This is a genomic window from Citrobacter sp. LJND-P06, assembly GCF_058188415.1.
Window position 1 is genome coordinate 1,429,311 of record NZ_CP187317.1, and the last position, 21,612, is coordinate 1,450,922.

At 53.7% G+C, this 21,612-nt stretch carries 17 protein-coding genes; 15 read left to right on the forward strand and 2 right to left on the reverse strand.

Annotated elements, in window-relative coordinates; genetic code table 11:
• The first annotated feature begins 9 nt into the window (after positions 1-9).
• Positions 10-1,842, forward strand: coding sequence for an SLC13 family permease (locus tag ACO7SM_RS06925; RefSeq protein WP_490470223.1), 1,833 nt, complete (start codon positions 10-12; stop codon positions 1,840-1,842).
• A gap of 45 nt (positions 1,843-1,887) precedes the next feature.
• Here ACO7SM_RS06925 and yfbR read toward each other — a convergent pair whose 3' ends face one another.
• Positions 1,888-2,487, reverse strand: a complete 600-nt coding sequence (gene yfbR / locus ACO7SM_RS06930; RefSeq protein ID WP_490470224.1) for a 5'-deoxynucleotidase — start codon at positions 2,485-2,487, stop codon at positions 1,888-1,890.
• A gap of 260 nt (positions 2,488-2,747) precedes the next feature.
• Positions 2,748-3,965: an alanine transaminase AlaA gene (gene alaA / locus ACO7SM_RS06935; RefSeq protein WP_490470225.1), complete on the reverse strand. Its 1,218-nt coding sequence runs from the start codon at positions 3,963-3,965 to the stop codon at positions 2,748-2,750.
• Between the two features lie 920 nt (positions 3,966-4,885).
• On the opposite strand from alaA, the gene lrhA reads away from it, so the two are divergent.
• The 14 genes from lrhA (at position 4,886) to nuoN (ending at position 21,589) form a co-directional block, all read left to right on the forward strand.
• Positions 4,886-5,824: a transcriptional regulator LrhA gene (lrhA, locus tag ACO7SM_RS06940; protein ID WP_490470226.1), complete on the forward strand. Its 939-nt coding sequence runs from the start codon at positions 4,886-4,888 to the stop codon at positions 5,822-5,824.
• A gap of 626 nt (positions 5,825-6,450) precedes the next feature.
• Positions 6,451-6,894: an NADH-quinone oxidoreductase subunit NuoA gene (nuoA, locus tag ACO7SM_RS06945; protein WP_162383083.1), complete on the forward strand. Its 444-nt coding sequence runs from the start codon at positions 6,451-6,453 to the stop codon at positions 6,892-6,894.
• 15 nt (positions 6,895-6,909) lie between these two features.
• Entirely contained in the window at positions 6,910-7,572 is a 663-nt protein-coding gene (gene nuoB, locus ACO7SM_RS06950; RefSeq protein ID WP_003028075.1) for an NADH-quinone oxidoreductase subunit NuoB, read from the forward strand.
• An 81-nt stretch (positions 7,573-7,653) separates the two neighbouring features.
• A complete protein-coding gene (gene nuoC / locus ACO7SM_RS06955) occupies positions 7,654-9,456 on the forward strand; it encodes an NADH-quinone oxidoreductase subunit C/D (RefSeq protein WP_490470227.1) in 1,803 nt (600 codons plus the stop codon).
• A 2-nt stretch (positions 9,457-9,458) separates the two neighbouring features.
• Positions 9,459-9,959 (forward strand): NADH-quinone oxidoreductase subunit NuoE, encoded by a 501-nt coding sequence (gene nuoE / locus ACO7SM_RS06960; RefSeq protein ID WP_192612898.1) that lies wholly within the window; start codon positions 9,459-9,461, stop codon positions 9,957-9,959.
• Positions 9,956-11,293, forward strand: coding sequence for an NADH-quinone oxidoreductase subunit NuoF (gene nuoF, locus ACO7SM_RS06965; RefSeq protein WP_490470228.1), 1,338 nt, complete (start codon positions 9,956-9,958; stop codon positions 11,291-11,293). The genes nuoE and nuoF overlap by 4 nt, the downstream gene beginning before the upstream one ends.
• An 81-nt stretch (positions 11,294-11,374) precedes the next feature.
• Positions 11,375-14,101, forward strand: a complete 2,727-nt coding sequence (gene nuoG / locus ACO7SM_RS06970; RefSeq protein WP_490470229.1) for an NADH-quinone oxidoreductase subunit NuoG — start codon at positions 11,375-11,377, stop codon at positions 14,099-14,101.
• Complete coding sequence (gene nuoH, locus ACO7SM_RS06975; protein ID WP_192612895.1) at positions 14,098-15,075, forward strand: NADH-quinone oxidoreductase subunit NuoH; 978 nt, start codon at positions 14,098-14,100, stop codon at positions 15,073-15,075. Before nuoG ends, nuoH begins: the two co-directional genes overlap by 4 nt.
• 14 nt (positions 15,076-15,089) lie before the next feature.
• Positions 15,090-15,632: an NADH-quinone oxidoreductase subunit NuoI gene (gene nuoI / locus ACO7SM_RS06980; RefSeq protein ID WP_003028062.1), complete on the forward strand. Its 543-nt coding sequence runs from the start codon at positions 15,090-15,092 to the stop codon at positions 15,630-15,632.
• Positions 15,633-15,643: 11 nt separating this feature from the next.
• Positions 15,644-16,198, forward strand: coding sequence for an NADH-quinone oxidoreductase subunit J (gene nuoJ, locus ACO7SM_RS06985; protein WP_490470230.1), 555 nt, complete (start codon positions 15,644-15,646; stop codon positions 16,196-16,198).
• A complete protein-coding gene (gene nuoK / locus ACO7SM_RS06990) occupies positions 16,195-16,497 on the forward strand; it encodes an NADH-quinone oxidoreductase subunit NuoK (protein WP_000612644.1) in 303 nt (100 codons plus the stop codon). Before nuoJ ends, nuoK begins: the two co-directional genes overlap by 4 nt.
• Positions 16,494-18,335, forward strand: a complete 1,842-nt coding sequence (gene nuoL, locus ACO7SM_RS06995) for an NADH-quinone oxidoreductase subunit L (protein ID WP_490470231.1) — start codon at positions 16,494-16,496, stop codon at positions 18,333-18,335. Before nuoK ends, nuoL begins: the two co-directional genes overlap by 4 nt.
• A 260-nt stretch (positions 18,336-18,595) precedes the next feature.
• Positions 18,596-20,125 carry an NADH-quinone oxidoreductase subunit M gene (gene nuoM / locus ACO7SM_RS07000; RefSeq protein ID WP_203360574.1) on the forward strand — a complete coding sequence of 510 codons (1,530 nt, stop codon included), beginning with the start codon at positions 18,596-18,598 and terminating at the stop codon, positions 20,123-20,125.
• A gap of 6 nt (positions 20,126-20,131) precedes the next feature.
• On the forward strand, positions 20,132-21,589 hold the full coding sequence (nuoN, locus tag ACO7SM_RS07005; RefSeq protein ID WP_276294515.1) for an NADH-quinone oxidoreductase subunit NuoN: 1,458 nt from the start codon (positions 20,132-20,134) through the stop codon (positions 21,587-21,589).
• Positions 21,590-21,612 lie beyond the last annotated feature (23 nt).

A 21,612-nucleotide genomic window follows, 5' to 3' on the forward strand; every position in this document is an offset into this window, starting at 1 on the left:
GGATATGTTGTGAACGGTGAATTGATATGGGTTCTCTCCTTACTGGCGTTCGCCGTTATCCTGTTTGCGACGGGCAAAGTGCGTATGGACGCGGTTGCTTTGCTGGTCATCGTGGCGTTTATTCTGAGTGGAACGCTGAGCATTACGGAGGCGTTTTCGGGGTTTAGCGATCCTAACGTTATCCTGATTGCCGCCTTATTTATTATCGGTGATGGTCTGGTGCGCACTGGCGTGGCGAGCATCATGGGAACCTGGCTGGTAAAAATGGCCGGTAGCAGTGAAATTAAAATGCTGGTGCTGCTGATGATTACCGTTGCCGGTCTGGGCGCGTTTATGAGCTCAACAGGCGTCGTTGCTATCTTCATTCCCGTGGTATTAAGCGTGTCAATGCGTATGCAGACGTCGCCTTCGCGTCTGATGATGCCGCTCAGTTTTGCCGGACTTATCAGTGGGATGATGACCCTGGTCGCCACCCCCCCTAACCTGGTCGTCAACAGCGAATTGCTGCGCGAAGGGTTACACGGTTTTAGCTTCTTTAGCGTTACGCCGATAGGACTGGTGGTTCTGGTACTTGGGATAATCTATATGCTGCTGATGCGCTTCATGCTCAAAAGTGAGACGCCGGGGCAGCATCGTGAAGGGTGGAAACGGCGTACCTTCCGCGATTTAATCAAAGAGTATCGCCTGACAGGACGCGCTCGTCGTCTTGCTATTCGTCCGGGTTCTCCGCTGGTGGGCCAGCGTCTGGATGACCTGAAATTGCGCGAGCGCTACGGCGCAAACGTCATTGGCGTGGAGCGCTGGCGGCGTTTTCGGCGAGTGATCGTCAATGTTAATGGTGTGTCGGAATTTCGCGCCCGCGACGTGTTACTGATCGATATGTCGGCAGCCGAAGTAGATCTTCGTCAGTTTTGCAGCGAGCAATTACTGGAGCCGATGGTGCTGCGTGGGGAATATTTTTCCGATCAGGCGCTGGATGTCGGGATGGCAGAGATTTCGCTGATCCCTGAATCAGAGTTAATTGGCAAGTCGGTTCGGGAAATCGCCTTTCGTACACGCCACGGGCTGAACATTGTGGGTCTGAAACGTGATGGTGTTGCGATGGAAGGCGCCGTGGTCGATGAACCGTTGCTGATGGGCGATATTATTCTGGTGGTGGGAAACTGGAAACAGATAAGCCTGCTGGCGCAACAGGGCCGTGACTTTGTGGTGCTCAATATGCCAGAGGAGGTCAGCGAGGCTTCGCCGGCGCACAGCCAGGCGCCACATGCGATTTTTTGTCTGGTGCTGATGGTGGCGTTGATGCTGACAGATGAAATCCCTAACCCTGTCGCCGCCATTGTCGCCTGTCTGTTGATGGGTAAGTTCCGCTGCATTGACGCAGAAAGCGCCTATAAATCCATTCACTGGCCGAGCATCATCCTGATTGTCGGCATGATGCCTTTTGCGCTGGCGCTGCAAAAAACCGGCGGTGTCGATCTGGTGGTAAAAGGATTGATGGACGTTGGGGGCGGGTACGGCCCGTATATGATGCTGGCCTGCTTGTTTGTTATGTGTGCCAGTATCGGATTATTTATTTCTAATACCGCGACGGCAGTGCTGATGGCACCCATTGCGCTGGCGGCGGCGAAGTCTATGGGCGTTTCGCCGTATCCTTTTGCTATGGTAATTGCGATGGCGGCATCGGCGGCCTTCATGACGCCCGTATCGTCACCGGTCAATACGCTGGTTCTGGGGCCGGGGAACTACAGCTTTAGCGACTTTGTGAAGCTGGGTGTGCCGTTCACCGTCATCGTGATGGTGGTCTGTGTGATAATGATACCGATGCTGTTTCCGTTCTGATGTTGTGTCGCGTTGCCGGATGGCGCTGGCGTCATCCGGCAACGGTTATAGCGGAGAATCCTGGCTAATCTCATCCAGAGATAAGTGGAAGCTTGGCACGAACACCTCCATAAAATAGTCCATCTCTTCGCTACGGCGCGATTCCAGCGTTTTTTCCAGACGCGCTTTTGCCAGCAAAAATTCATGGTTGCCCGCAGACAACTCTTCCAGACACTTCAGATAAGCGCACAGCGCATCGGCCTGTTTAACAATCGATTTTTCTTCTTCGCTGTAGGTTTGCTCATCAATCAGCGGCGCGAAAATATCACGCAGTTCCTCAGGCACCATATCGACCAGTTTCTGCTGCGCGATTTTCTCAATGGCTTTGTATTCCTGCGCGATTTGCGAGTTAAAGTATTTGACCGGGGTAGGCAGATCGCCCGTCAGAACCTCAGAGGCATCGTGATACATTGCCAACAGAGCAATACGTTCTGCATTGACCTGACCTGCAAATTTACGGTTTTTAATGGCGGCCAGCGCATGAGCGACCATGGCAACCTGTAAGCTGTGTTCGGAGACGTTTTCCGTGCGTACATTACGCATCAGCGGCCAGCGGTTAATGAGTTTGAGGCGGGAGAGATGGGCAAAAAAATGGCTCTGCTTCATAGTGACCTTTTCATCATGACAAGCTTTAGGTCATTTTGCGCAGAGATGGCGGCCGGATGCAAATATACTCGTCATACTTCAAGTTGCATGTGCGTTGGCTTTCGAGTTACTCGTCTCATCCATGAGACTCGCCCTTCCGGGCCGTCGCTCCGCGACGTTCAAATCTGTTCCAGACAGATTTGTCATTCACCCCAGTCACTTCATCTTCCTGCAACTCGAATTATTTAGAGTACACCGGCAGCCAATTTCAGACAGTGGCCTTAAGCCTGGTGATAACCCGACAGGAAACGCTCAAATTTACTGAGCGACAACTCAATGTCGTCAATACGTGGCAGCGTCACGATGCGGAAGTGATCCGGCCATGGCCAGTTGAATGCGCTTCCCTGAACCAGCAGCACTTTTTCCTGTAACAGGAAATCGAGCACCATTTTCTGGTCGTCATGAATATTAAAGCGTTTTGCATCAATTTTCGGGAACATATACAGCGCGCCACGTGGTTTCACGCAGGAAACACCGGGAATATCATTAATCAATTCCCATGCGCGGTTACGCTGTTCATAAAGGCGTCCGCCCGGCATGATAAATTCACTAATGCTCTGGTATCCGCCTAATGCGGTTTGAATAGCGTGTTGCGCCGGCACGTTTGCACACAGACGCATTGATGCCAGCATCTCCAGGCCTTCGATATAGCCTTTTGCATGTTTCTTCGGCCCGTTCAGAACCATCCAGCCCTGACGGAACCCCGCTACACGATAGGTCTTGGACAAGCCGTTAAAGGTGATCGTCAGCAGATCCGGCGCCAGCGCGGCGATGGAATGGTGCTCAGCGTCATCGTAGAGAATTTTGTCGTAAATTTCGTCGGCAAAAATGATGAGATTATGCTGGCGAGCAATCTCAACAATTTCCATCAGCAGCTCTTTGGAATAAACGGCGCCGGTGGGGTTGTTGGGGTTGATGATGACAATACCACGGGTGCGCGGAGTAATTTTGGCGCGGATATCATCAAGATCAGGGAACCAGTCAGAAGATTCATCACAAAGGTAATGTACCGCTTTGCCACTTGAAAGCGAAACGGCTGCCGTCCACAACGGGTAGTCTGGCGCTGGCACCAGCATTTCATCCCCGCTGTTCAGCAACGCTTGCATCGCCTGAACGATAAGCTCAGATACGCCGTTACCAATATAGATATCTTCTACGGTGACATCGCGTATTCCGCGAGCCTGGTAATGCTGCATGATTGCTTTACGGGCAGAATAGAGACCTTTTGAGTCGCAATATCCTTGCGCTGTGGGCAAATTACGGATGACATCAACCAGAATCTCATCAGGCGCTTCAAACCCAAAAGGCGCGGGATTGCCAATGTTCAGTTTCAGAACTTTATTGCCTTCTTCTTCCAGACGTTTTGCTTCTTTCAGAACAGGGCCGCGGATGTCATAACAGACGTTATCTAATTTGCTGGATTTTTCAATAGGGGACATGAATCTTGACCTTTTAGCTGTTATTGCCACTCCCTGCCGTGGAAGTCAGCACGGAACAATGTACTCCCACGACGGTGAGTTTTGAAGGGTCTGCAGTAGAAGATTTTGCCCGCGGGCGGTGCATGAATGTGCTGTGAATGACTTTATTCTCGCCGATTTGTTAGTTTTATATTTGTTGTGATATCAATTTTGTGGAATATTATTCGTTACAATTACCCATGATTTGGTGTTTTATTTTGCTAAAAAATAATCTATTTTTGCGTCGGTTCACGTTCTCTGCAGGCCGCCAGCAGGTAAATAATTCGTAAATACTGAAAGCTTACAGCACGTGACTGTTATAAACATGTTCGGTGGGCTTGAGGGTGTAAATTTATTGTTAAGTAGGATTAATGAATACTATGTTTATTAATTAATTATTATTTAATATTTAAAAAGCATTTACCGAAGACATTAATAATAAAGAATACTTTGATCACCATAACATAACTTTGCATCAGATTAATCGCATTAAGGCTTATAAATAATGCGGTTTTAGGTTAAGATAAGCATGGAAAATGGCGCTAAGGTTATGATGTCTGCTATTCGCCAAGAGATGCGTTTATAACTAACTCATTGCGCAACTTGCTTTTTTTGTGTTTGCGAGAGTACGTTAACTATTCTTACATTTACCATGCTTACACGTTTAACATTAGCAAGAAACTACCAGCATCTAATAGATAAGACGCTTTTTAACGATATATATTTTAGTATATACCGGAGAGAGGAGTCATGTTGTCAGCAACGTGATATTCACTCTAACTTCGCTCAGTGACACCCGAGTGATACTGCCAGGGAGGGACATTACAAATGGAGTTGTTTGTTTCCGAATACACAGCATTAGCCCGCTCAGCTCAGTATGAGCCGCCAGTAAGTGAAAAATTATGATAAATGCAAATCGTCCGATCATTAATCTCGACCTCGATCTGCTGAGAACGTTTGTTGCTGTTGCGGATCTGAACACCTTCGCGGCTGCGGCTGCGGCTGTATGCCGTACGCAGTCTGCGGTCAGTCAGCAAATGCAACGCCTTGAGCAGCTCGTTGGAAAAGAATTGTTCGCCCGACATGGTCGTAACAAGCTTTTGACTGAACACGGTATCCAACTTCTGGGATATGCGCGAAAAATTCTGCGTTTTAATGATGAAGCTTGTTCATCATTAATGTTCAGTAATCTTCAGGGGGTATTAACAATCGGCGCTTCCGATGAATCTGCCGATACGATACTGCCTTTTTTACTCAATCGCATCAGTTCGGTTTATCCGAAACTTGCGCTGGACGTCAGGGTGAAGCGTAACGCCTTTATGGTCGATATGCTGAAGTCGCAGGAAGTCGATCTGATTGTGACCACTAATCGACCCGGCGCTTTCGACTGCCTTAATCTGCGCACATCACCTACTCACTGGTACTGTGCCGCAGAGTATGTGCTGCAAAAAGGCGAGCCGATTCCGTTAGTGTTGCTCGATGATCCCAGCCCGTTTCGTGACATTGTGCTGGCAACATTAAATGCGGCGAACATCCCGTGGCGTCTGGCGTATGTTGCGTCGACACTACCCGCAGTTCGTGCGGCGGTGAAGGCGGGATTAGGGATAACTGCGCGTCCAGTCGAGATGATGAGTCCCGATCTGCGCGTGCTGAGCGGTGTGGATGGACTACCGCCGTTGCCTGACACGGAATACTTACTGTGTCGCGACCCGGCCAGCCAAAATGAACTCGCACAGATTATCTACCAGGCGATGGACAGCTATCAGAATCCCTGGCAGTACGCGCAGTTTACCCCGGAAGGGGGAGACGACTCTCTGATAGTTGAAGGTGACTTCGAGTAACGCGCCACCCCAAAACGTTATTAAATGTAAGTGTAAAAAAGAACCGCTGATGATGAAAAATCACTCAGTGGTTCTTTTTTTGTACAAAATGTGGAAAATAGCATTCGCGGCTGATAAAAAATCTTATTAAATCAGTAGTTAAAGATTATTTTTCAGTATTGCGCATAAAATGCGCGCCTGGGGCTTGAGTTTCTGCCAATGTTAAAAAACTAGAGAAATTGTTGCTGTTTTTTAGGGTGGATTAACAAAAGCGTGTCACAGATCAAGAAAATACTCCTATTTAGGGGGAGGCATCTGCACGAAATCCTGTCAAAATAGAGACGCATTATCTCTTTAATCTCACAACGGACACGATTCAACAAAGTTAAAGCCGACTGGCGATGCGATCGAAATCAGTCATAAGGGCATTAAATGTTAACCAAGTTGTTTTGATGTAAATTAATGTGAGGTAACTTTTGTTAAAGTTGACAAAAGGTTATAGAAAGGAGTAAAAAACCACATCAATTAGCTGTTTAATCATTTTCTACAGTTATTGTAGGGTTTTTTTTATTCCTCCCCATGAATCGATGTGGCGTTCATCTGCCGAAAAGAGCAGAGAATTTGGCGCTACTTTTGATGAGTAAGCAATGAGTATGTCAACATCCACTGAAATCATCGCTCATCACTGGGCATTCGCTATCTTTCTTATTGTTGCCATTGGACTGTGCTGCCTGATGCTCGTCGGCGGTTGGTTTTTAGGCGGTCGCGCGCGCGCGAGGTCGAAAAACGTTCCGTTCGAATCAGGTATTGACTCAGTTGGCTCCGCCCGCTTGCGCCTGTCTGCCAAGTTTTATCTGGTAGCCATGTTCTTCGTTATCTTCGACGTTGAAGCGCTGTATCTGTTCGCATGGTCAACTTCTATCCGCGAGAGCGGCTGGATTGGCTTTGTGGAAGCTGCAATTTTTATTTTTGTGTTACTGGCAGGTCTGGTTTATCTGGTGCGTATTGGCGCGCTGGACTGGACGCCCGCGCGTTCACGCCGCGAGCGTATGAACCCGGAAACGAACAGTATCGCTAATCGTCAACGCTAACCGCGAGGCATTAAGATGGATTATACGCTCACCCGCATAGATCCTAACGGTGAGAATGACCGTTACCCCCTGCAAAAACAGGAGATCGTAACCGACCCCCTGGAGCAAGAAGTTAACAAAAACGTGTTCATGGGCAAACTGCATGACATGGTTAACTGGGGTCGTAAGAACTCAATTTGGCCGTACAACTTCGGCCTTTCCTGCTGCTACGTAGAGATGGTGACCTCGTTCACCGCCGTGCATGACGTGGCGCGCTTTGGTGCGGAAGTACTGCGTGCTTCGCCGCGTCAGGCTGACCTGATGGTGGTTGCGGGAACCTGCTTCACCAAAATGGCGCCCGTCATTCAGCGTCTTTATGACCAGATGCTGGAGCCGAAGTGGGTTATCTCCATGGGCGCATGTGCCAACTCTGGTGGTATGTACGATATTTACTCAGTGGTTCAGGGCGTTGATAAGTTTATCCCGGTGGATGTGTACATCCCGGGATGCCCGCCGCGCCCGGAAGCGTATATGCAGGCGCTGATGCTGCTGCAGGACTCCATTGGCAAAGAACGTCGTCCGCTCTCCTGGGTGGTTGGCGATCAGGGCGTTTATCGCGCCAATATGCAGTCAGAGCGCGAGCGTAAACGCGGCGAACGCATTGCAGTAACGAATCTTCGTACACCAGACGAGATTTAATTTGCGCCTGTCGGCAGCTGAACTTCGCTCATCACTACATAACTAGCGCGAAGCACTGCCGACCACCACGGACCATTTGCAATGGTGAACAATATGACCGACTTAACCGCGCAAGACGCCGCATGGCAAACCCGGGATCATCTGGATGACCCGGTCATTGGCGAACTGCGCAACCGTTTTGGGCCGGATGCCTTTACCGTTCAGGCGACCCGCACCGGAGTACCCGTTGTTTGGGTCAAACGCGAACAATTGCTGGAAGTTGGCGATTTCTTAAAGAAACTGCCAAAACCTTACGTCATGCTGTTTGACTTACACGGCATGGACGAGCGTCTGCGCACACACCGTGACGGGTTACCCGCCGCGGATTTTTCCGTTTTCTATCACCTGATTTCCATTGAACGCAATCGCGACATCATGCTCAAGGTGGCGTTGTCTGAAAACGACCTGCGTGTGCCGACCGTCACCAAACTGTTCCCCAATGCCAACTGGTATGAGCGTGAAACGTGGGAAATGTTTGGTATCGATATCGAAGGTCACCCGCACCTGACTCGACTGCTGATGCCGCATACCTGGCAGGGCCATCCGCTGCGTAAAGATTACCCGGCGCGTGCGACCGAATTCGATCCGTTTGAGCTGACCAAAGCCAAGCAGGATCTGGAAATGGAAGCGCTGACCTTTAAGCCAGAAGATTGGGGAATGAGTCGCGGTACCAACAACGAGGACTTCATGTTCCTCAACCTTGGTCCGAACCACCCGTCTTCCCACGGTGCATTCCGTATTGTGCTTCAGCTTGACGGCGAAGAGATCGTCGACTGCGTACCTGACATCGGCTACCACCACCGTGGCGCCGAAAAGATGGGCGAACGTCAGTCCTGGCACAGCTACATTCCGTACACTGACCGTATCGAGTACCTCGGCGGTTGCGTCAACGAAATGCCTTACGTGCTGGCCGTTGAAAAACTGGCGGGCATTACCGTGCCAGATCGCGTCAACGTGATCCGCGTGATGCTTTCCGAACTGTTCCGCATCAACAGCCACCTGCTGTATATCTCGACGTTTATTCAGGACGTCGGCGCCATGACCCCCGTGTTCTTCGCCTTTACCGACCGTCAGAAAATCTATGACGTGGTGGAAGCGATCACCGGTTACCGTATGCACCCGGCCTGGTTCCGTATCGGCGGTGTTGCTCACGATCTGCCGCGTGGATGGGACAAACTGCTGCGTGACTTCCTCGACTGGATGCCGAAGCGTCTGGATTCCTATGAGAAAGCCGCGCTGCGTAACACCATCCTGAAAGGCCGTTCGCAGGGCGTTGCCGCATATGGCAAGAAAGAAGCGCTGGACTGGGGCTGTACCGGTGCTGCGCTGCGCGCGACCGGGGTTGACTTCGACGTGCGTAAATCACGTCCGTACTCTGGCTACGAAAACTTCGACTTTGAAGTGCCGGTTGGCGGCGGTGTTTCCGACTGCTATACCCGCGTAATGCTGAAAGTAGAAGAGTTGCGTCAGAGTCTGCGCATCCTTGAGCAGTGCCTCAATAACATGCCGGAAGGCCCGTTCAAAGCGGATCACCCGCTGACCACGCCGCCGCCGAAAGAGCGCACGCTACAACATATCGAAACCCTGATCACCCACTTCCTGCAAGTGTCGTGGGGCCCGGTGATGCCGGCGAACGAGTCCTTCCAGATGGTGGAAGCGACCAAGGGTATCAACAGTTACTACCTGACCAGCGATGGCAGCACCATGAGCTACCGTACGCGTATCCGTACCCCGAGTTTTGCGCACCTGCAGCAGATCCCGGTGGCGGTTCGCGGCAGCCTGGTGTCCGACCTGATCGTCCATCTGGGTAGTATCGATTTTGTTATGTCAGATGTGGACCGCTAATTATGCACGAGAATCAACAACCACAAACCGAGGCTTTTGAGCTGAGTGCGGCAGAGCGTGAAGCCATTGAGCACGAGAAGCACCACTACGAAGACCCGCGTGCGGCGTCCATTGAAGCGCTGAAAATCGTTCAGAAACAGCGTGGCTGGGTGCCGGATGGCGCGATCCATGCGATCGCTGACGTACTGGGTATTCCGGCGAGCGACGTCGAAGGCGTTGCGACATTCTACAGCCAGATCTTCCGCCAGCCGGTCGGTCGCCATGTGATCCGCTATTGCGACAGCGTGGTGTGCCATATCAACGGTTATCAGGGGATCCAGGCGGCGCTTGAGAAAAAACTCGACATCAAGCCGGGGCAGACGACCTTTGACGGTCGCTTTACGCTGCTGCCGACCTGCTGTCTGGGGAACTGCGACAAAGGGCCGAACATGATGATCGATGACGATACTCATGCTCACCTGACTCCGGAAGGCATTCCTGAATTACTGGAGCGGTATAAATGAAAACCATTATCCGTACTCCCGAAACGCATCCGCTGACCTGGCGTCTGCGTGATGACAACCAGCCGGTATGGCTGGATGAATACCGCAGCAAGAACGGCTATGAAGGTGCGCGTAAAGCGCTGACCGGTCTTTCTCCGGACGAGATCGTCAACCAGGTGAAAGACGCTGGCCTGAAAGGGCGCGGCGGCGCAGGCTTTTCCACGGGTCTGAAGTGGAGCCTGATGCCAAAAGACGAATCCATGAACATCCGTTACCTGCTGTGTAACGCCGATGAAATGGAGCCGGGTACCTATAAAGACCGTCTGCTGATGGAACAACTGCCGCACCTGCTGGTGGAAGGTATGCTGATCTCCGCGTTTGCGCTGAAAGCGTACCGGGGTTACATCTTCCTGCGCGGTGAATACATTGAAGCGGCGGTGAATCTGCGCCGCGCCATTGCCGAAGCGACCGAAGCCGGTCTGCTTGGCAAAAACATCATGGGCACCGGCTTCGACTTCGAGCTGTTTGTCCATACCGGGGCAGGGCGTTATATCTGCGGTGAAGAAACCGCGCTGATTAACTCCCTCGAAGGTCGTCGTGCTAACCCGCGCTCCAAGCCGCCGTTCCCGGCAAGCTCCGGTGCATGGGGTAAACCGACCTGCGTCAACAACGTTGAAACGTTGTGTAACGTCCCGGCGATCCTCGCTGACGGCGTGGAGTGGTATCAGAACATTTCGAAGAGCAAAGATGCGGGCACCAAGCTGATGGGCTTCTCCGGTCGCGTGAAGAATCCGGGACTGTGGGAGTTACCGTTTGGCACCACTGCGCGTGAGATCCTCGAAGATTACGCTGGCGGTATGCGCGATGGCCTGAAGTTCAAAGCCTGGCAGCCGGGTGGCGCAGGGACTGACTTCCTGACCGAAGCACACCTTGACCTGCCGATGGAATTCGAAAGCATCGGCAAAGCGGGTAGCCGTCTGGGTACCGCGCTGGCGATGGCCGTTGACCATGAAATTGGCATGGTTGGCCTGGTGCGTAACCTGGAAGAGTTCTTTGCCCGTGAATCGTGTGGCTGGTGTACGCCGTGCCGCGACGGCCTGCCGTGGAGCGTAAAAATTCTGCGGGCGCTGGAGCGTGGCGAAGGCCAGCCGGGGGATATCGAGACACTTGAGCAACTGTGTCGTTTCCTCGGCCCGGGGAAAACCTTCTGTGCGCATGCGCCAGGTGCGGTTGAACCTTTGCAGAGCGCCATTAAATATTTCCGCGAAGAATTCGAAGCCGGCATCAAGCAGTCGTTTAGCAATACCCATGCAATTGGTGGTATTCAGCCGAACCTGCTGAAAGAGCGCTGGTAATTTCAGGGATAATCCTGAATCGCGATATGAAATTCGATTAACGCTCAGTCTCAGACTGAGCCAACTGGAAGCATGCTGACTATGGCTACGATTCATGTAGACGGCAAAGAATATGAGGTCAATGGCTCAGACAACCTGTTACAGGCATGTCTGTCCCTCGGCCTTGATATTCCATATTTTTGCTGGCATCCGGCGCTGGGAAGCGTCGGTGCTTGCCGCCAGTGTGCGGTGAAGCAATATCAAAACGCGGAAGACACGCGTGGTCGCCTGGTGATGTCTTGTATGACACCGGCCACCGAAGGCACCTTTATCTCTATTGACGACGAAGAAGCGAAACAGTTCCGTGAAAGCGTGGTCGAGTGGTTGATGACCAACCACCCGCACGACTGCCCGGTGTGTGAAGAAGGCGGTAACTGCCATCTTCAGGATATGACCGTGATGACCGGCCATAGCTTCCGTCGCTATCGTTTCACCAAACGTACTCACCGCAATCAGGATTTGGGGCCGTTCATCTCTCACGAAATGAACCGCTGCATCGCCTGCTATCGCTGTGTGCGTTACTACAAAGATTACGCTGATGGCGGCGATCTGGGCGTTTATGGCGCACACGACAACGTCTACTTCGGTCGCCCGGAAGACGGTACGCTTGAAAGCGAATTCTCCGGCAACCTGGTCGAAATTTGCCCGACCGGCGTCTTCACCGATAAAACGCACTCCGAGCGTTATAACCGTAAATGGGACATGCAGTTTGCGCCAAGCATCTGCCAGCAGTGTTCCATCGGCTGTAACACCAGCCCGGGTGAGCGCTACGGCGAACTGCGTCGTATCGAAAACCGTTACAACGGCACCGTTAACCACTACTTCCTCTGCGACCGTGGTCGTTTTGGCTATGGTTACGTCAACCTGAAAGACCGTCCGCGTCAGCCGGTTCAGCGTCGTGGCGATGATCTGATCACGCTGAACGCCGAACAGGCAATGCAGGGTGCGGCAGATATTCTGCGTCAGTCGAAGAAAGTGATCGGTATCGGTTCGCCACGCGCAAGCGTAGAGAGCAACTTCGCGTTGCGTGAACTGGTGGGTGCTGAAAACTTCTACACCGGTATCGCTCAGGGCGAGCAGGAACGTCTGCAACTGGCGCTGAAAGTGCTGCAAGAAGGCGGCATTCATACTCCTGCATTGCGTGATATCGAATCTTACGACGCTGTGCTCGTGCTGGGTGAAGACATCACGCAGACCGGGGCACGCGTTGCGCTGGCCGTGCGTCAGGCCGTGAAGGGTAAAGCACGCGAAATGGCCGCAGCACAAAAAGTGGCTGACTGGCAGATTGCGGCAATCCTGAACATCGGTCAACGTGCGAAGCATCCGCTGTTCGTGACCAACGTCGATAACACCCGTCTGGATGATATTGCGGCATGGACTTACCGTGCGCCGGTCGAAGATCAGGCTCGCTTAGGTTTTGCTATTGCACATGCGCTGGATAACAGCGCGCCGGCGGTGGACGGAATCGACCGCGACCTGCAAAACAAAATTGATGTGATCGTTCAGGCGTTAGCCGGAGCGAAAAAACCGTTGATTATCTCCGGCACCAACGCCGGTAGTGCGGAAGTCATTCAGGCGGCTGCCAACGTGGCAAAAGCACTGAAAGGCCGTGGCGCTGACGTTGGTATCACCATGATTGCCCGTTCCGTGAACAGCATGGGTCTTGGCATGATTGGCGGTGGAACGCTTGATGACGCGTTAACCGAACTGGAAACCGGTCGTGCTGATGCCGTCGTGGTACTGGAAAACGACCTGCATCGCCATGCGTCGGCCATTCGCGTCAACGCTGCGCTGGCAAAAGCGCCGCTGGTGATGGTGATTGATCATCAGCGTACAGCGATTATGGACAGTGCCCACCTGGTACTCTCCGCAGCAAGCTTTGCGGAAAGCGACGGTACGGTTATCAACAACGAAGGTCGTGCACAGCGTTTCTTCCAGGTGTATGACCCGGCGTACTACGAAGCCAACACCGTCATGCTGGAAAGCTGGCGCTGGCTGCACTCGCTGCACAGTACTGTACGTAACCGTGAAGTCGACTGGACGCAGCTTGACCACGTCATCGATGCCGCGATTGCTGCGCTGCCGCAACTGGCGGGAATCAAAGATGCTGCGCCGGAAGCGACTTTCCGCGTGAATGGTCAGAAACTGGCGCGTGAGCCGCACCGTTACAGCGGTCGTACCGCGATGCGTGCCAACATTAGCGTTCACGAACCGCGTCAGCCGCAGGACAAAGACACCATGTTTGCCTTCTCGATGGAAGGGAACAACCAGCCGGACGCACCGCGTTCGCAGATTCCATTTGCCTGGGCACCAGGCTGGAACTCCCCGCAGGCATGGAACAAATTCCAGGCTGAAGTGGGCGGGAAACTGCGTCATGGCGATCCGGGCGTTCGCCTGATTGAGGCCTCTGAGGGCGGTCTGGAGTACTTCACGACCGTTCCGGCAGGTTTCCAGGCACAAGAAGGTAAATGGCGTATCGCGCCGTACTACCATCTGTTTGGTAGCGACGAGATGTCACAGCGTTCTCCGGTCTTCCAGAGCCGTATGCCGCAGCCGTACATCAAACTCAACCCGGCTGATGCCGCGAAGTTGGGGGTGAATGCCGGTACGCGCGTCTCCTTTAGTTATGATGGCAACACGGTCACGCTGCCGGTTGAAATCGCTGAAGGTTTGACGGCAGGGCAGGTTGGTTTGCCGATGGGTATGCCAGGCATTGCGCCAGTGCTGGCGGGTGCGCGTCTTGAGGATCTGCAGGAGGCACAACAATGAGTTGGATTACACCGGATCTGATTGAGATCCTGCTGAGCATTCTCAAAGCGGTGGTGATCCTGCTGGTGGTGGTCACCTGCGGGGCATTCATGAGCTTTGGTGAACGTCGCCTGCTGGGTCTGTTCCAGAACCGTTATGGACCAAACCGTGTTGGCTGGGGCGGTTCGCTCCAGTTGGTCGCGGACATGATCAAAATGTTCTTTAAAGAAGACTGGATCCCGAAATTCTCGGATCGCGTCATCTTTACGCTGGCGCCAATGATCGCCTTTACCTCGCTGCTGCTGGCCTTTGCTATTGTGCCAGTCAGCCCAGGTTGGGTGGTTGCGGATCTGAACATCGGGATTCTGTTCTTCCTGATGATGGCGGGTCTGGCGGTCTACGCGGTGCTGTTTGCCGGTTGGTCGAGCAACAACAAATACTCGCTGCTGGGGGCGATGCGTGCCTCTGCGCAGACCCTGAGTTATGAAGTGTTCCTGGGACTTTCCCTGATGGGCGTGGTGGCGCAAGCCGGTTCATTTAACATGACCGACATCGTCAATAACCAGGCTGATATCTGGAACGTTGTCCCGCAGTTCTTTGGTTTTATCACCTTTGCCATCGCGGGCGTGGCGGTGTGTCACCGTCACCCATTTGACCAACCGGAAGCCGAGCAGGAACTGGCTGATGGTTACCACATTGAATATTCCGGTATGAAGTTCGGTCTGTTCTTCGTGGGGGAGTACATCGGTATCGTCACCATTTCTGCGCTGATGGTTACCCTGTTCTTCGGTGGCTGGCATGGCCCGTTCTTACCGCCATTCGTCTGGTTTGCGCTGAAAACCGCATTCTTCATGATGATGTTCATTTTGATTCGCGCATCATTACCTCGTCCTCGTTATGACCAGGTGATGTCGTTCGGCTGGAAGATCTGCCTGCCGCTGACGCTTGTCAACTTGCTGGTAACGGCGGCTGTCATTCTCTGGCAGGCGCAATAAGGGGCGAAAAGACCATGACCTTAAAAGAATTGTTCGTAGGCTTCGGCACCCAGGTACGCAGTATCTGGATGATCGGCCTGCATGCGTTCGCTAAGCGCGAAACGCAGATGTACCCGGAAGAACCGGTCTATCTACCACCCCGTTTCCGTGGCCGTATCGTCCTGACGCGCGACCCGGACGGCGAAGAACGCTGTGTTGCCTGTAACCTGTGTGCGGTAGCGTGCCCGGTAGGCTGTATCTCTCTGCAAAAAGCAGAGACTAAAGATGGTCGTTGGTATCCGGAGTTTTTCCGCATCAACTTCTCACGCTGCATTTTTTGTGGACTGTGTGAAGAAGCCTGTCCGACAACGGCAATTCAGCTCACGCCAGATTTCGAACTGGGTGAGTACAAGCGCCAGGATCTGGTTTATGAGAAAGAGGATCTGCTGATCTCCGGTCCGGGCAAATACCCGGAATATAACTTCTACCGGATGGCAGGTATGGCAATCGACGGCAAAGATAAGGGCGAAGCAGAGAACGAAGCCAAGCCTATCGACGTCAAGAGCCTGTTACCGTAAGGAGAGGGGCAATGGAGTTCGCTTTTTATATTTGTGGGCTGGTAGCCATTCTCGCGACCTTGCGAGTGATCACCCACACCAATCCGGTGCATGCGTTGCTGTATCTGATCATTTCGCTGCTGGCGATTTCCGGGGTGTTCTTCTCGCTGGGGGCTTACTTCGCGGGTGCGCTGGAAATTATCGTCTACGCAGGCGCCATCATGGTGTTGTTCGTGTTCGTGGTGATGATGCTCAACCTGGGCGGTTCGGAAATCGAACAGGAACGTCAATGGCTGAAACCGCAGGTATGGATTGGCCCGGCGATTCTGTCGGCCATCATGCTGGTGGTCATTGTGTATGCCATTCTGGGTGTTAATGACCAGGGTATCGACGGTACGCCGATCAGCGCGAAAGCGGTCGGTATCTCTCTGTTCGGGCCTTACGTACTGGCGGTTGAACTGGCTTCCATGCTGCTGCTGGCGGGTCTGGTTGTGGCCTTCCACGTCGGTCGCGAAGAGCGTGCAGGCGAAGTGCTGAGCAACCGCACTGAAGACCGTGCGAAAAGAAAAACGGAGGAGCACGCATGATCCCCTTACAACATGGACTGATCCTCGCTGCGATTTTATTCGTTCTGGGCTTAACCGGTCTGGTTATCCGCCGCAATCTGCTGTTTATGCTGATCGGTCTGGAAATCATGATTAACGCTTCCGCGCTGGCCTTTGTGGTCGCCGGTAGCTACTGGGGCCAGACCGATGGTCAGGTGATGTACATTCTCGCCATCAGCCTTGCGGCTGCTGAAGCGAGTATCGGACTTGCGCTGTTACTGCAACTGCATCGCCGTCGCCAGAACCTGAACATCGATTCAGTAAGTGAGATGCGTGGATGAACATGCTTGCCTTAACCATTATTCTGCCATTGATTGGCTTTGTACTACTGGCGTTCTCTCGCGGTCGCTGGTCGGAAAACCTCTCTGCTACCGTGGGCGTGGGTTCCATTGGTCTGGCTGCGCTGGTGACAGCGTTGGTCGGCATGGACTTCTTCGCAAACGGTCAGCAAGCGTTTAGCGTCCCGCTGTGGACCTGGATGTCGGTCGGTAACTTCAACATTGGTGTTAACCTGGTACTGGATGGTCTCTCCCTGACCATGCTGTCGGTGGTCACCGGTGTGGGCTTCCTGATCCACATGTTTGCGTCCTGGTATATGCGCGGTGAAGAGGGCTACTCTCGCTTCTTCGCGTACACCAACCTGTTTATCGCCAGCATGGTTATCCTGGTGCTGGCCGATAACCTGCTGTTGATGTACCTCGGCTGGGAAGGCGTGGGCCTGTGCTCCTATCTGCTGATCGGTTTCTACTACACCGATCCGAAGAATGGCGCGGCTGCGATGAAAGCGTTTGTCGTGACTCGTGTGGGTGACGTCTTCCTCGCCTTCGCGCTGTTCATTCTTTATAACGAACTGGGCACCCTGAACTTCCGCGAAATGGTGGAACTGGCACCGGCGCACTTCGCCGCAGGCAACAACATGCTGACCTGGGCGACGCTGATGCTGCTGGGTGGTGCGGTCGGTAAATCTGCGCAGTTGCCGTTGCAGACATGGCTGGCAGACGCGATGGCAGGCCCGACGCCTGTTTCTGCGTTGATCCACGCCGCGACGATGGTAACCGCCGGTGTTTACCTGATTGCCCGTACTCACGGTCTGTTCCTGATGACTCCGGATATTCTGCATCTGGTGGGTATCGTCGGTGCGGTAACGCTGGTGCTGGCGGGTTTCGCCGCGCTGGTGCAGACCGACATCAAACGTGTACTCGCTTACTCCACCATGAGCCAGATTGGCTACATGTTCCTGGCGTTGGGCGTTCAGGCGTGGGATGCGGCGATTTTCCACCTGATGACGCACGCCTTCTTTAAAGCGCTGCTGTTCCTGGCGTCCGGTTCGGTTATCCTGGCCTGCCATCACGAACAGAACATCTTCAAGATGGGTGGCCTGCGTAAATCTATTCCGCTGGTTTATCTCTGCTTCCTGGTGGGTGGCGCGGCGTTGTCGGCTCTGCCGCTGATCACCGCGGGCTTCTTCAGTAAGGATGAGATTCTGGCGGGCGCGATGGCAAATGGTCATCTCAATCTGATGGTTGCAGGTCTGGTCGGTGCGTTCATGACCTCCTTGTATACCTTCCGTATGATTTTCATCGTGTTCCACGGTAAAGAACAAATTCACGCTCATGCAGGGAAGGGGATTACCCATCACTTGCCGCTGATTGTGCTGATGATCCTGTCCACCTTCGTTGGCGCGCTGATTGTTCCGCCGCTGCACGGTGTACTGCCGGCAACCACCGAGCTTGAGCACGGTCGCGTGATGACCCTGGAAATTACCTCTGGCGTCGTGGCGATTGTGGGCATTCTGATGGCGGCCTGGCTGTGGCTGGGTAAACGCACTCTGGTGACCTCGATTGCCAACAGCGCCCCGGGTCGTCTGCTGGGTACCTGGTGGTTTAACGCCTGGGGCTTCGACTGGTTGTACGACAAAGTGTTCGTGAAGCCGTTCATGGGTATCGCCTGGTTGCTGAAAAGCGACCCGCTGAACTCAATGATGAACATTCCGGCGATCCTTTCCCGCTTTGCAGGTAAAGGCCTGCTGTTCAGCGAGAACGGTTATCTGCGCTGGTATGTGGCGTCCATGAGCATTGGTGCGGTCGTGGTGCTGGCACTGTTGATGGTATTGCGTTGAGTTTGAAATGGTTTTGCCCGGTGGCGCTGCGCTTACCGGGCCTACAAAACCTGATGGTATTGCGTTGATACGTGAATTTATAAGAATTCGTTGAAAATCAGGTCCTAAAGGACAGGCGTTATCGGCGAAGTCAGAGTGGACACCGCCTGCGCGCAGCAACCGGAGCGTACTGAAGTACGTGAGGATTGCGAGCACAGCCGGGGTTCACGATGACGAGTAAGATAGCCTGAACCGGACTTAAACAAGGAACAAATATCGCCATGTTACTACCCTGGCTAATACTAATTCCCTTTATCGGTGGCTTCCTGTGCTGGCAGACCGAACGCTTTGGCGTGAAGGTGCCTCGCTGGATAGCGCTGGTAACCATGGGACTGACGCTGGCGCTTGGTCTGCAACTGTGGTTGCAGGGCGGCTATTCACTGACGCAATCCGCTGGCATTCCGCAGTGGCAGTCTGAGTTCGTGCTGCCGTGGATCCCACGCTTTGGCATCTCAATCCATCTGGCCATTGACGGTCTGTCACTGCTGATGGTGGTGCTGACCGGTCTGCTGGGTGTTCTGGCGGTACTGTGCTCCTGGAATGAAATCGAAAAATACCAGGGCTTCTTCCACCTGAACCTGATGTGGATCCTCGGCGGCGTTATCGGCGTGTTCCTTGCCATCGACATGTTCCTGTTCTTCTTCTTCTGGGAAATGATGCTGGTGCCGATGTACTTCCTGATCGCGCTGTGGGGGCATAAAGCGTCTGACGGTAAAACGCGTATCACGGCGGCCACCAAGTTCTTCATCTATACCCAGGCGAGCGGTCTGGTGATGTTGATTGCCATCCTGGCGCTGGTGTTTGTGCACTACAAAGCGTCCGGCGTCTGGACTTTCAACTATGAAGAGCTGCTGAATACCCCGATGTCTCACGGTGTGGAATATCTGCTGATGCTGGGCTTCTTCATCGCCTTCGCGGTCAAAATGCCGGTGGTTCCGCTGCACGGCTGGTTGCCGGACGCGCACTCCCAGGCACCGACGGCAGGTTCCGTTGACCTGGCGGGGATTTTGCTGAAAACCGCGGCCTATGGTCTGCTGCGTTTCGCCCTGCCGCTGTTCCCGAACGCGTCTGCGGAGTTCGCGCCAATCGCCATGTGGCTGGGTGTTATCGGTATTTTCTACGGCGCGTGGATGGCGTTCGCTCAGTACGACATCAAACGTCTGATTGCTTACACCTCTGTTTCACACATGGGCTTCGTGCTGATTGCTATCTACACCGGCAACCAACTGGCGTACCAGGGTGCGGTTATCCAGATGATCGCGCACGGTCTGTCTGCTGCGGGTCTCTTTATTCTGTGTGGTCAGCTTTACGAACGTCTGCACACCCGTGATATGCGTATGATGGGCGGTCTGTGGGGCAAAATGAAATGGTTGCCTGCGCTGTCGATGTTCTTCGCGGTCTGTACGCTGGGTATGCCGGGCACCGGTAACTTCGTCGGCGAATTCATGATTCTGTTCGGCAGCTTCCAGGTGGTTCCGGTCATTACCGTGATCTCGACCTTTGGTCTGGTGTTTGCCTCCGTTTACTCGCTGGCGATGCTGCATCGCGCTTACTTCGGTAAGGCGAAAAGCCAAATTGCCAGCGTTGAACTGCCAGGGATGTCGCTGCGTGAGCTGTTTATCATCCTGTTGCTGGTCGTGCTTCTGGTACTGCTCGGCATCTATCCGCAGCCGATTCTGGATACCTCGCATTCAGCGATGGGCAACATCCAGCAGTGGTTTGTTAATTCCGTTACTACTACAAGGCCGTAAATCGCCATGACAATAACTCCACAACACCTGATTGCGCTGCTACCGCTGCTGATCGTCGGCTTGACGGTGGTGGTTGTGATGCTCTCCATTGCGTGGCGACGCAATCACTTCCTCAATGCCACGCTGTCGGTCATTGGGCTTAACGCTGCGCTGGTTTCGCTCTGGTTTGTTGGCCAGGCGGGCGCAATGGATGTCACCCCGCTGATGCGGGTTGACGGTTTCGCGATGCTCTACACCGGGATGGTTCTGTTGGCGAGCCTCGCCACCTGTACCTTTGCTTATCCGTGGCTGGAAGGCTATGACGACAACCGGGAAGAGTTCTACCTGCTGGTGCTGATTGCCGCGCTGGGTGGGATTCTGCTGGCCAACGCTAACCATCTGGCGGCGCTGTTCCTCGGTATCGAGCTTATCTCTCTGCCGCTGTTTGGCCTGGTGGGTTACGCGTTCCGTCAAAAACGTTCGCTGGAAGCCAGTATCAAATACACCATTCTGTCTGCCGCAGCGTCTTCATTCCTGCTGTTTGGTATGGCGCTGGTGTACGCGCAGTCCGGCAACCTGTCGTTTGTCGCGCTCGGTAAGAGCCTGGGCGACGGGATGCTGAACGAGCCGCTGCTGCTGGCGGGCTTTGGCATGATGATTGTCGGCCTTGGCTTTAAACTCTCTCTGGTGCCGTTCCATCTGTGGACGCCAGACGTTTACCAGGGTGCTCCGGCGCCGGTTTCCACGTTCCTGGCGACGGCGAGCAAGATCGCTATCTTCGGTGTGGTGATGCGTCTGTTCCTGTACGCGCCGGTTGGCGACAGCGAAGCGGTACGTGTGGTGCTGGGCGTGATTGCCTTTGCCTCTATCATCTTCGGTAACCTGATGGCGCTGAGCCAGACCAACATCAAACGTCTGCTTGGTTACTCTTCTATCTCTCACCTGGGTTATCTGCTGGTGGCGTTGATTGCCCTGCAGAGCGGTGAGATGTCGATGGAAGCGGTTGGTGTTTACCTGGCCGGTTACCTGTTCAGCAGCCTCGGCGCGTTCGGCGTGGTGAGCCTGATGTCCAGCCCGTACCGTGGCCCGGATGCAGATTCACTGTTCTCCTACCGTGGTCTGTTCTGGCATCGTCCGATCCTCGCGGCCGTGCTGACGGTGATGATGCTGTCTCTGGCGGGTATCCCGATGACGCTGGGCTTTATCGGTAAATTCTACGTTCTTGCCGTCGGTGTCCAGGCTAACCTGTGGTGGCTGGTCGGTGGCGTAGTCATCGGTTCCGCGATTGGTTTGTACTACTACCTGCGCGTTGCCGTGAGCCTCTACCTGAGTGCGCCGCAGCAGCTTAACCGTGATGCGCCGTCAAACTGGCAGTACAGTGCGGGCGGTATCGTGGTACTGATCTCCGCGCTGCTGGTGCTGATTCTCGGTGTCTACCCGCAGCCGTTGATCAGCATCGTGCAGTTAGCCGCACCGCTGATGTAAGCGAAACGCAGAAACGAAAAACC

Bases quoted from the DNA above. Each gene is read 5' to 3' on its own strand.
- nuoC (WP_490470227.1), top strand. From the start codon at position 7,654: ATGGTGAACAATATGACCGACTTAACCGCGCAAGACGCCGCATGGCAA.
- alaA (WP_490470225.1), bottom strand. From the start codon at position 3,965: ATGTCCCCTATTGAAAAATCCAGCAAATTAGATAACGTCTGTTATGAC.
- nuoI (WP_003028062.1), top strand. From the start codon at position 15,090: ATGACCTTAAAAGAATTGTTCGTAGGCTTCGGCACCCAGGTACGCAGT.
- lrhA (WP_490470226.1), top strand. From the start codon at position 4,886: ATGATAAATGCAAATCGTCCGATCATTAATCTCGACCTCGATCTGCTG.
- yfbR (WP_490470224.1), bottom strand. From the start codon at position 2,487: ATGAAGCAGAGCCATTTTTTTGCCCATCTCTCCCGCCTCAAACTCATT.
- nuoF (WP_490470228.1), top strand. From the start codon at position 9,956: ATGAAAACCATTATCCGTACTCCCGAAACGCATCCGCTGACCTGGCGT.
- nuoH (WP_192612895.1), top strand. From the start codon at position 14,098: ATGAGTTGGATTACACCGGATCTGATTGAGATCCTGCTGAGCATTCTC.
- nuoA (WP_162383083.1), top strand. From the start codon at position 6,451: ATGAGTATGTCAACATCCACTGAAATCATCGCTCATCACTGGGCATTC.
- nuoB (WP_003028075.1), top strand. From the start codon at position 6,910: ATGGATTATACGCTCACCCGCATAGATCCTAACGGTGAGAATGACCGT.
- nuoN (WP_276294515.1), top strand. From the start codon at position 20,132: ATGACAATAACTCCACAACACCTGATTGCGCTGCTACCGCTGCTGATC.
- nuoE (WP_192612898.1), top strand. From the start codon at position 9,459: ATGCACGAGAATCAACAACCACAAACCGAGGCTTTTGAGCTGAGTGCG.
- nuoM (WP_203360574.1), top strand. From the start codon at position 18,596: ATGTTACTACCCTGGCTAATACTAATTCCCTTTATCGGTGGCTTCCTG.
- nuoG (WP_490470229.1), top strand. From the start codon at position 11,375: ATGGCTACGATTCATGTAGACGGCAAAGAATATGAGGTCAATGGCTCA.
- nuoJ (WP_490470230.1), top strand. From the start codon at position 15,644: ATGGAGTTCGCTTTTTATATTTGTGGGCTGGTAGCCATTCTCGCGACC.
- nuoL (WP_490470231.1), top strand. From the start codon at position 16,494: ATGAACATGCTTGCCTTAACCATTATTCTGCCATTGATTGGCTTTGTA.
- nuoK (WP_000612644.1), top strand. From the start codon at position 16,195: ATGATCCCCTTACAACATGGACTGATCCTCGCTGCGATTTTATTCGTT.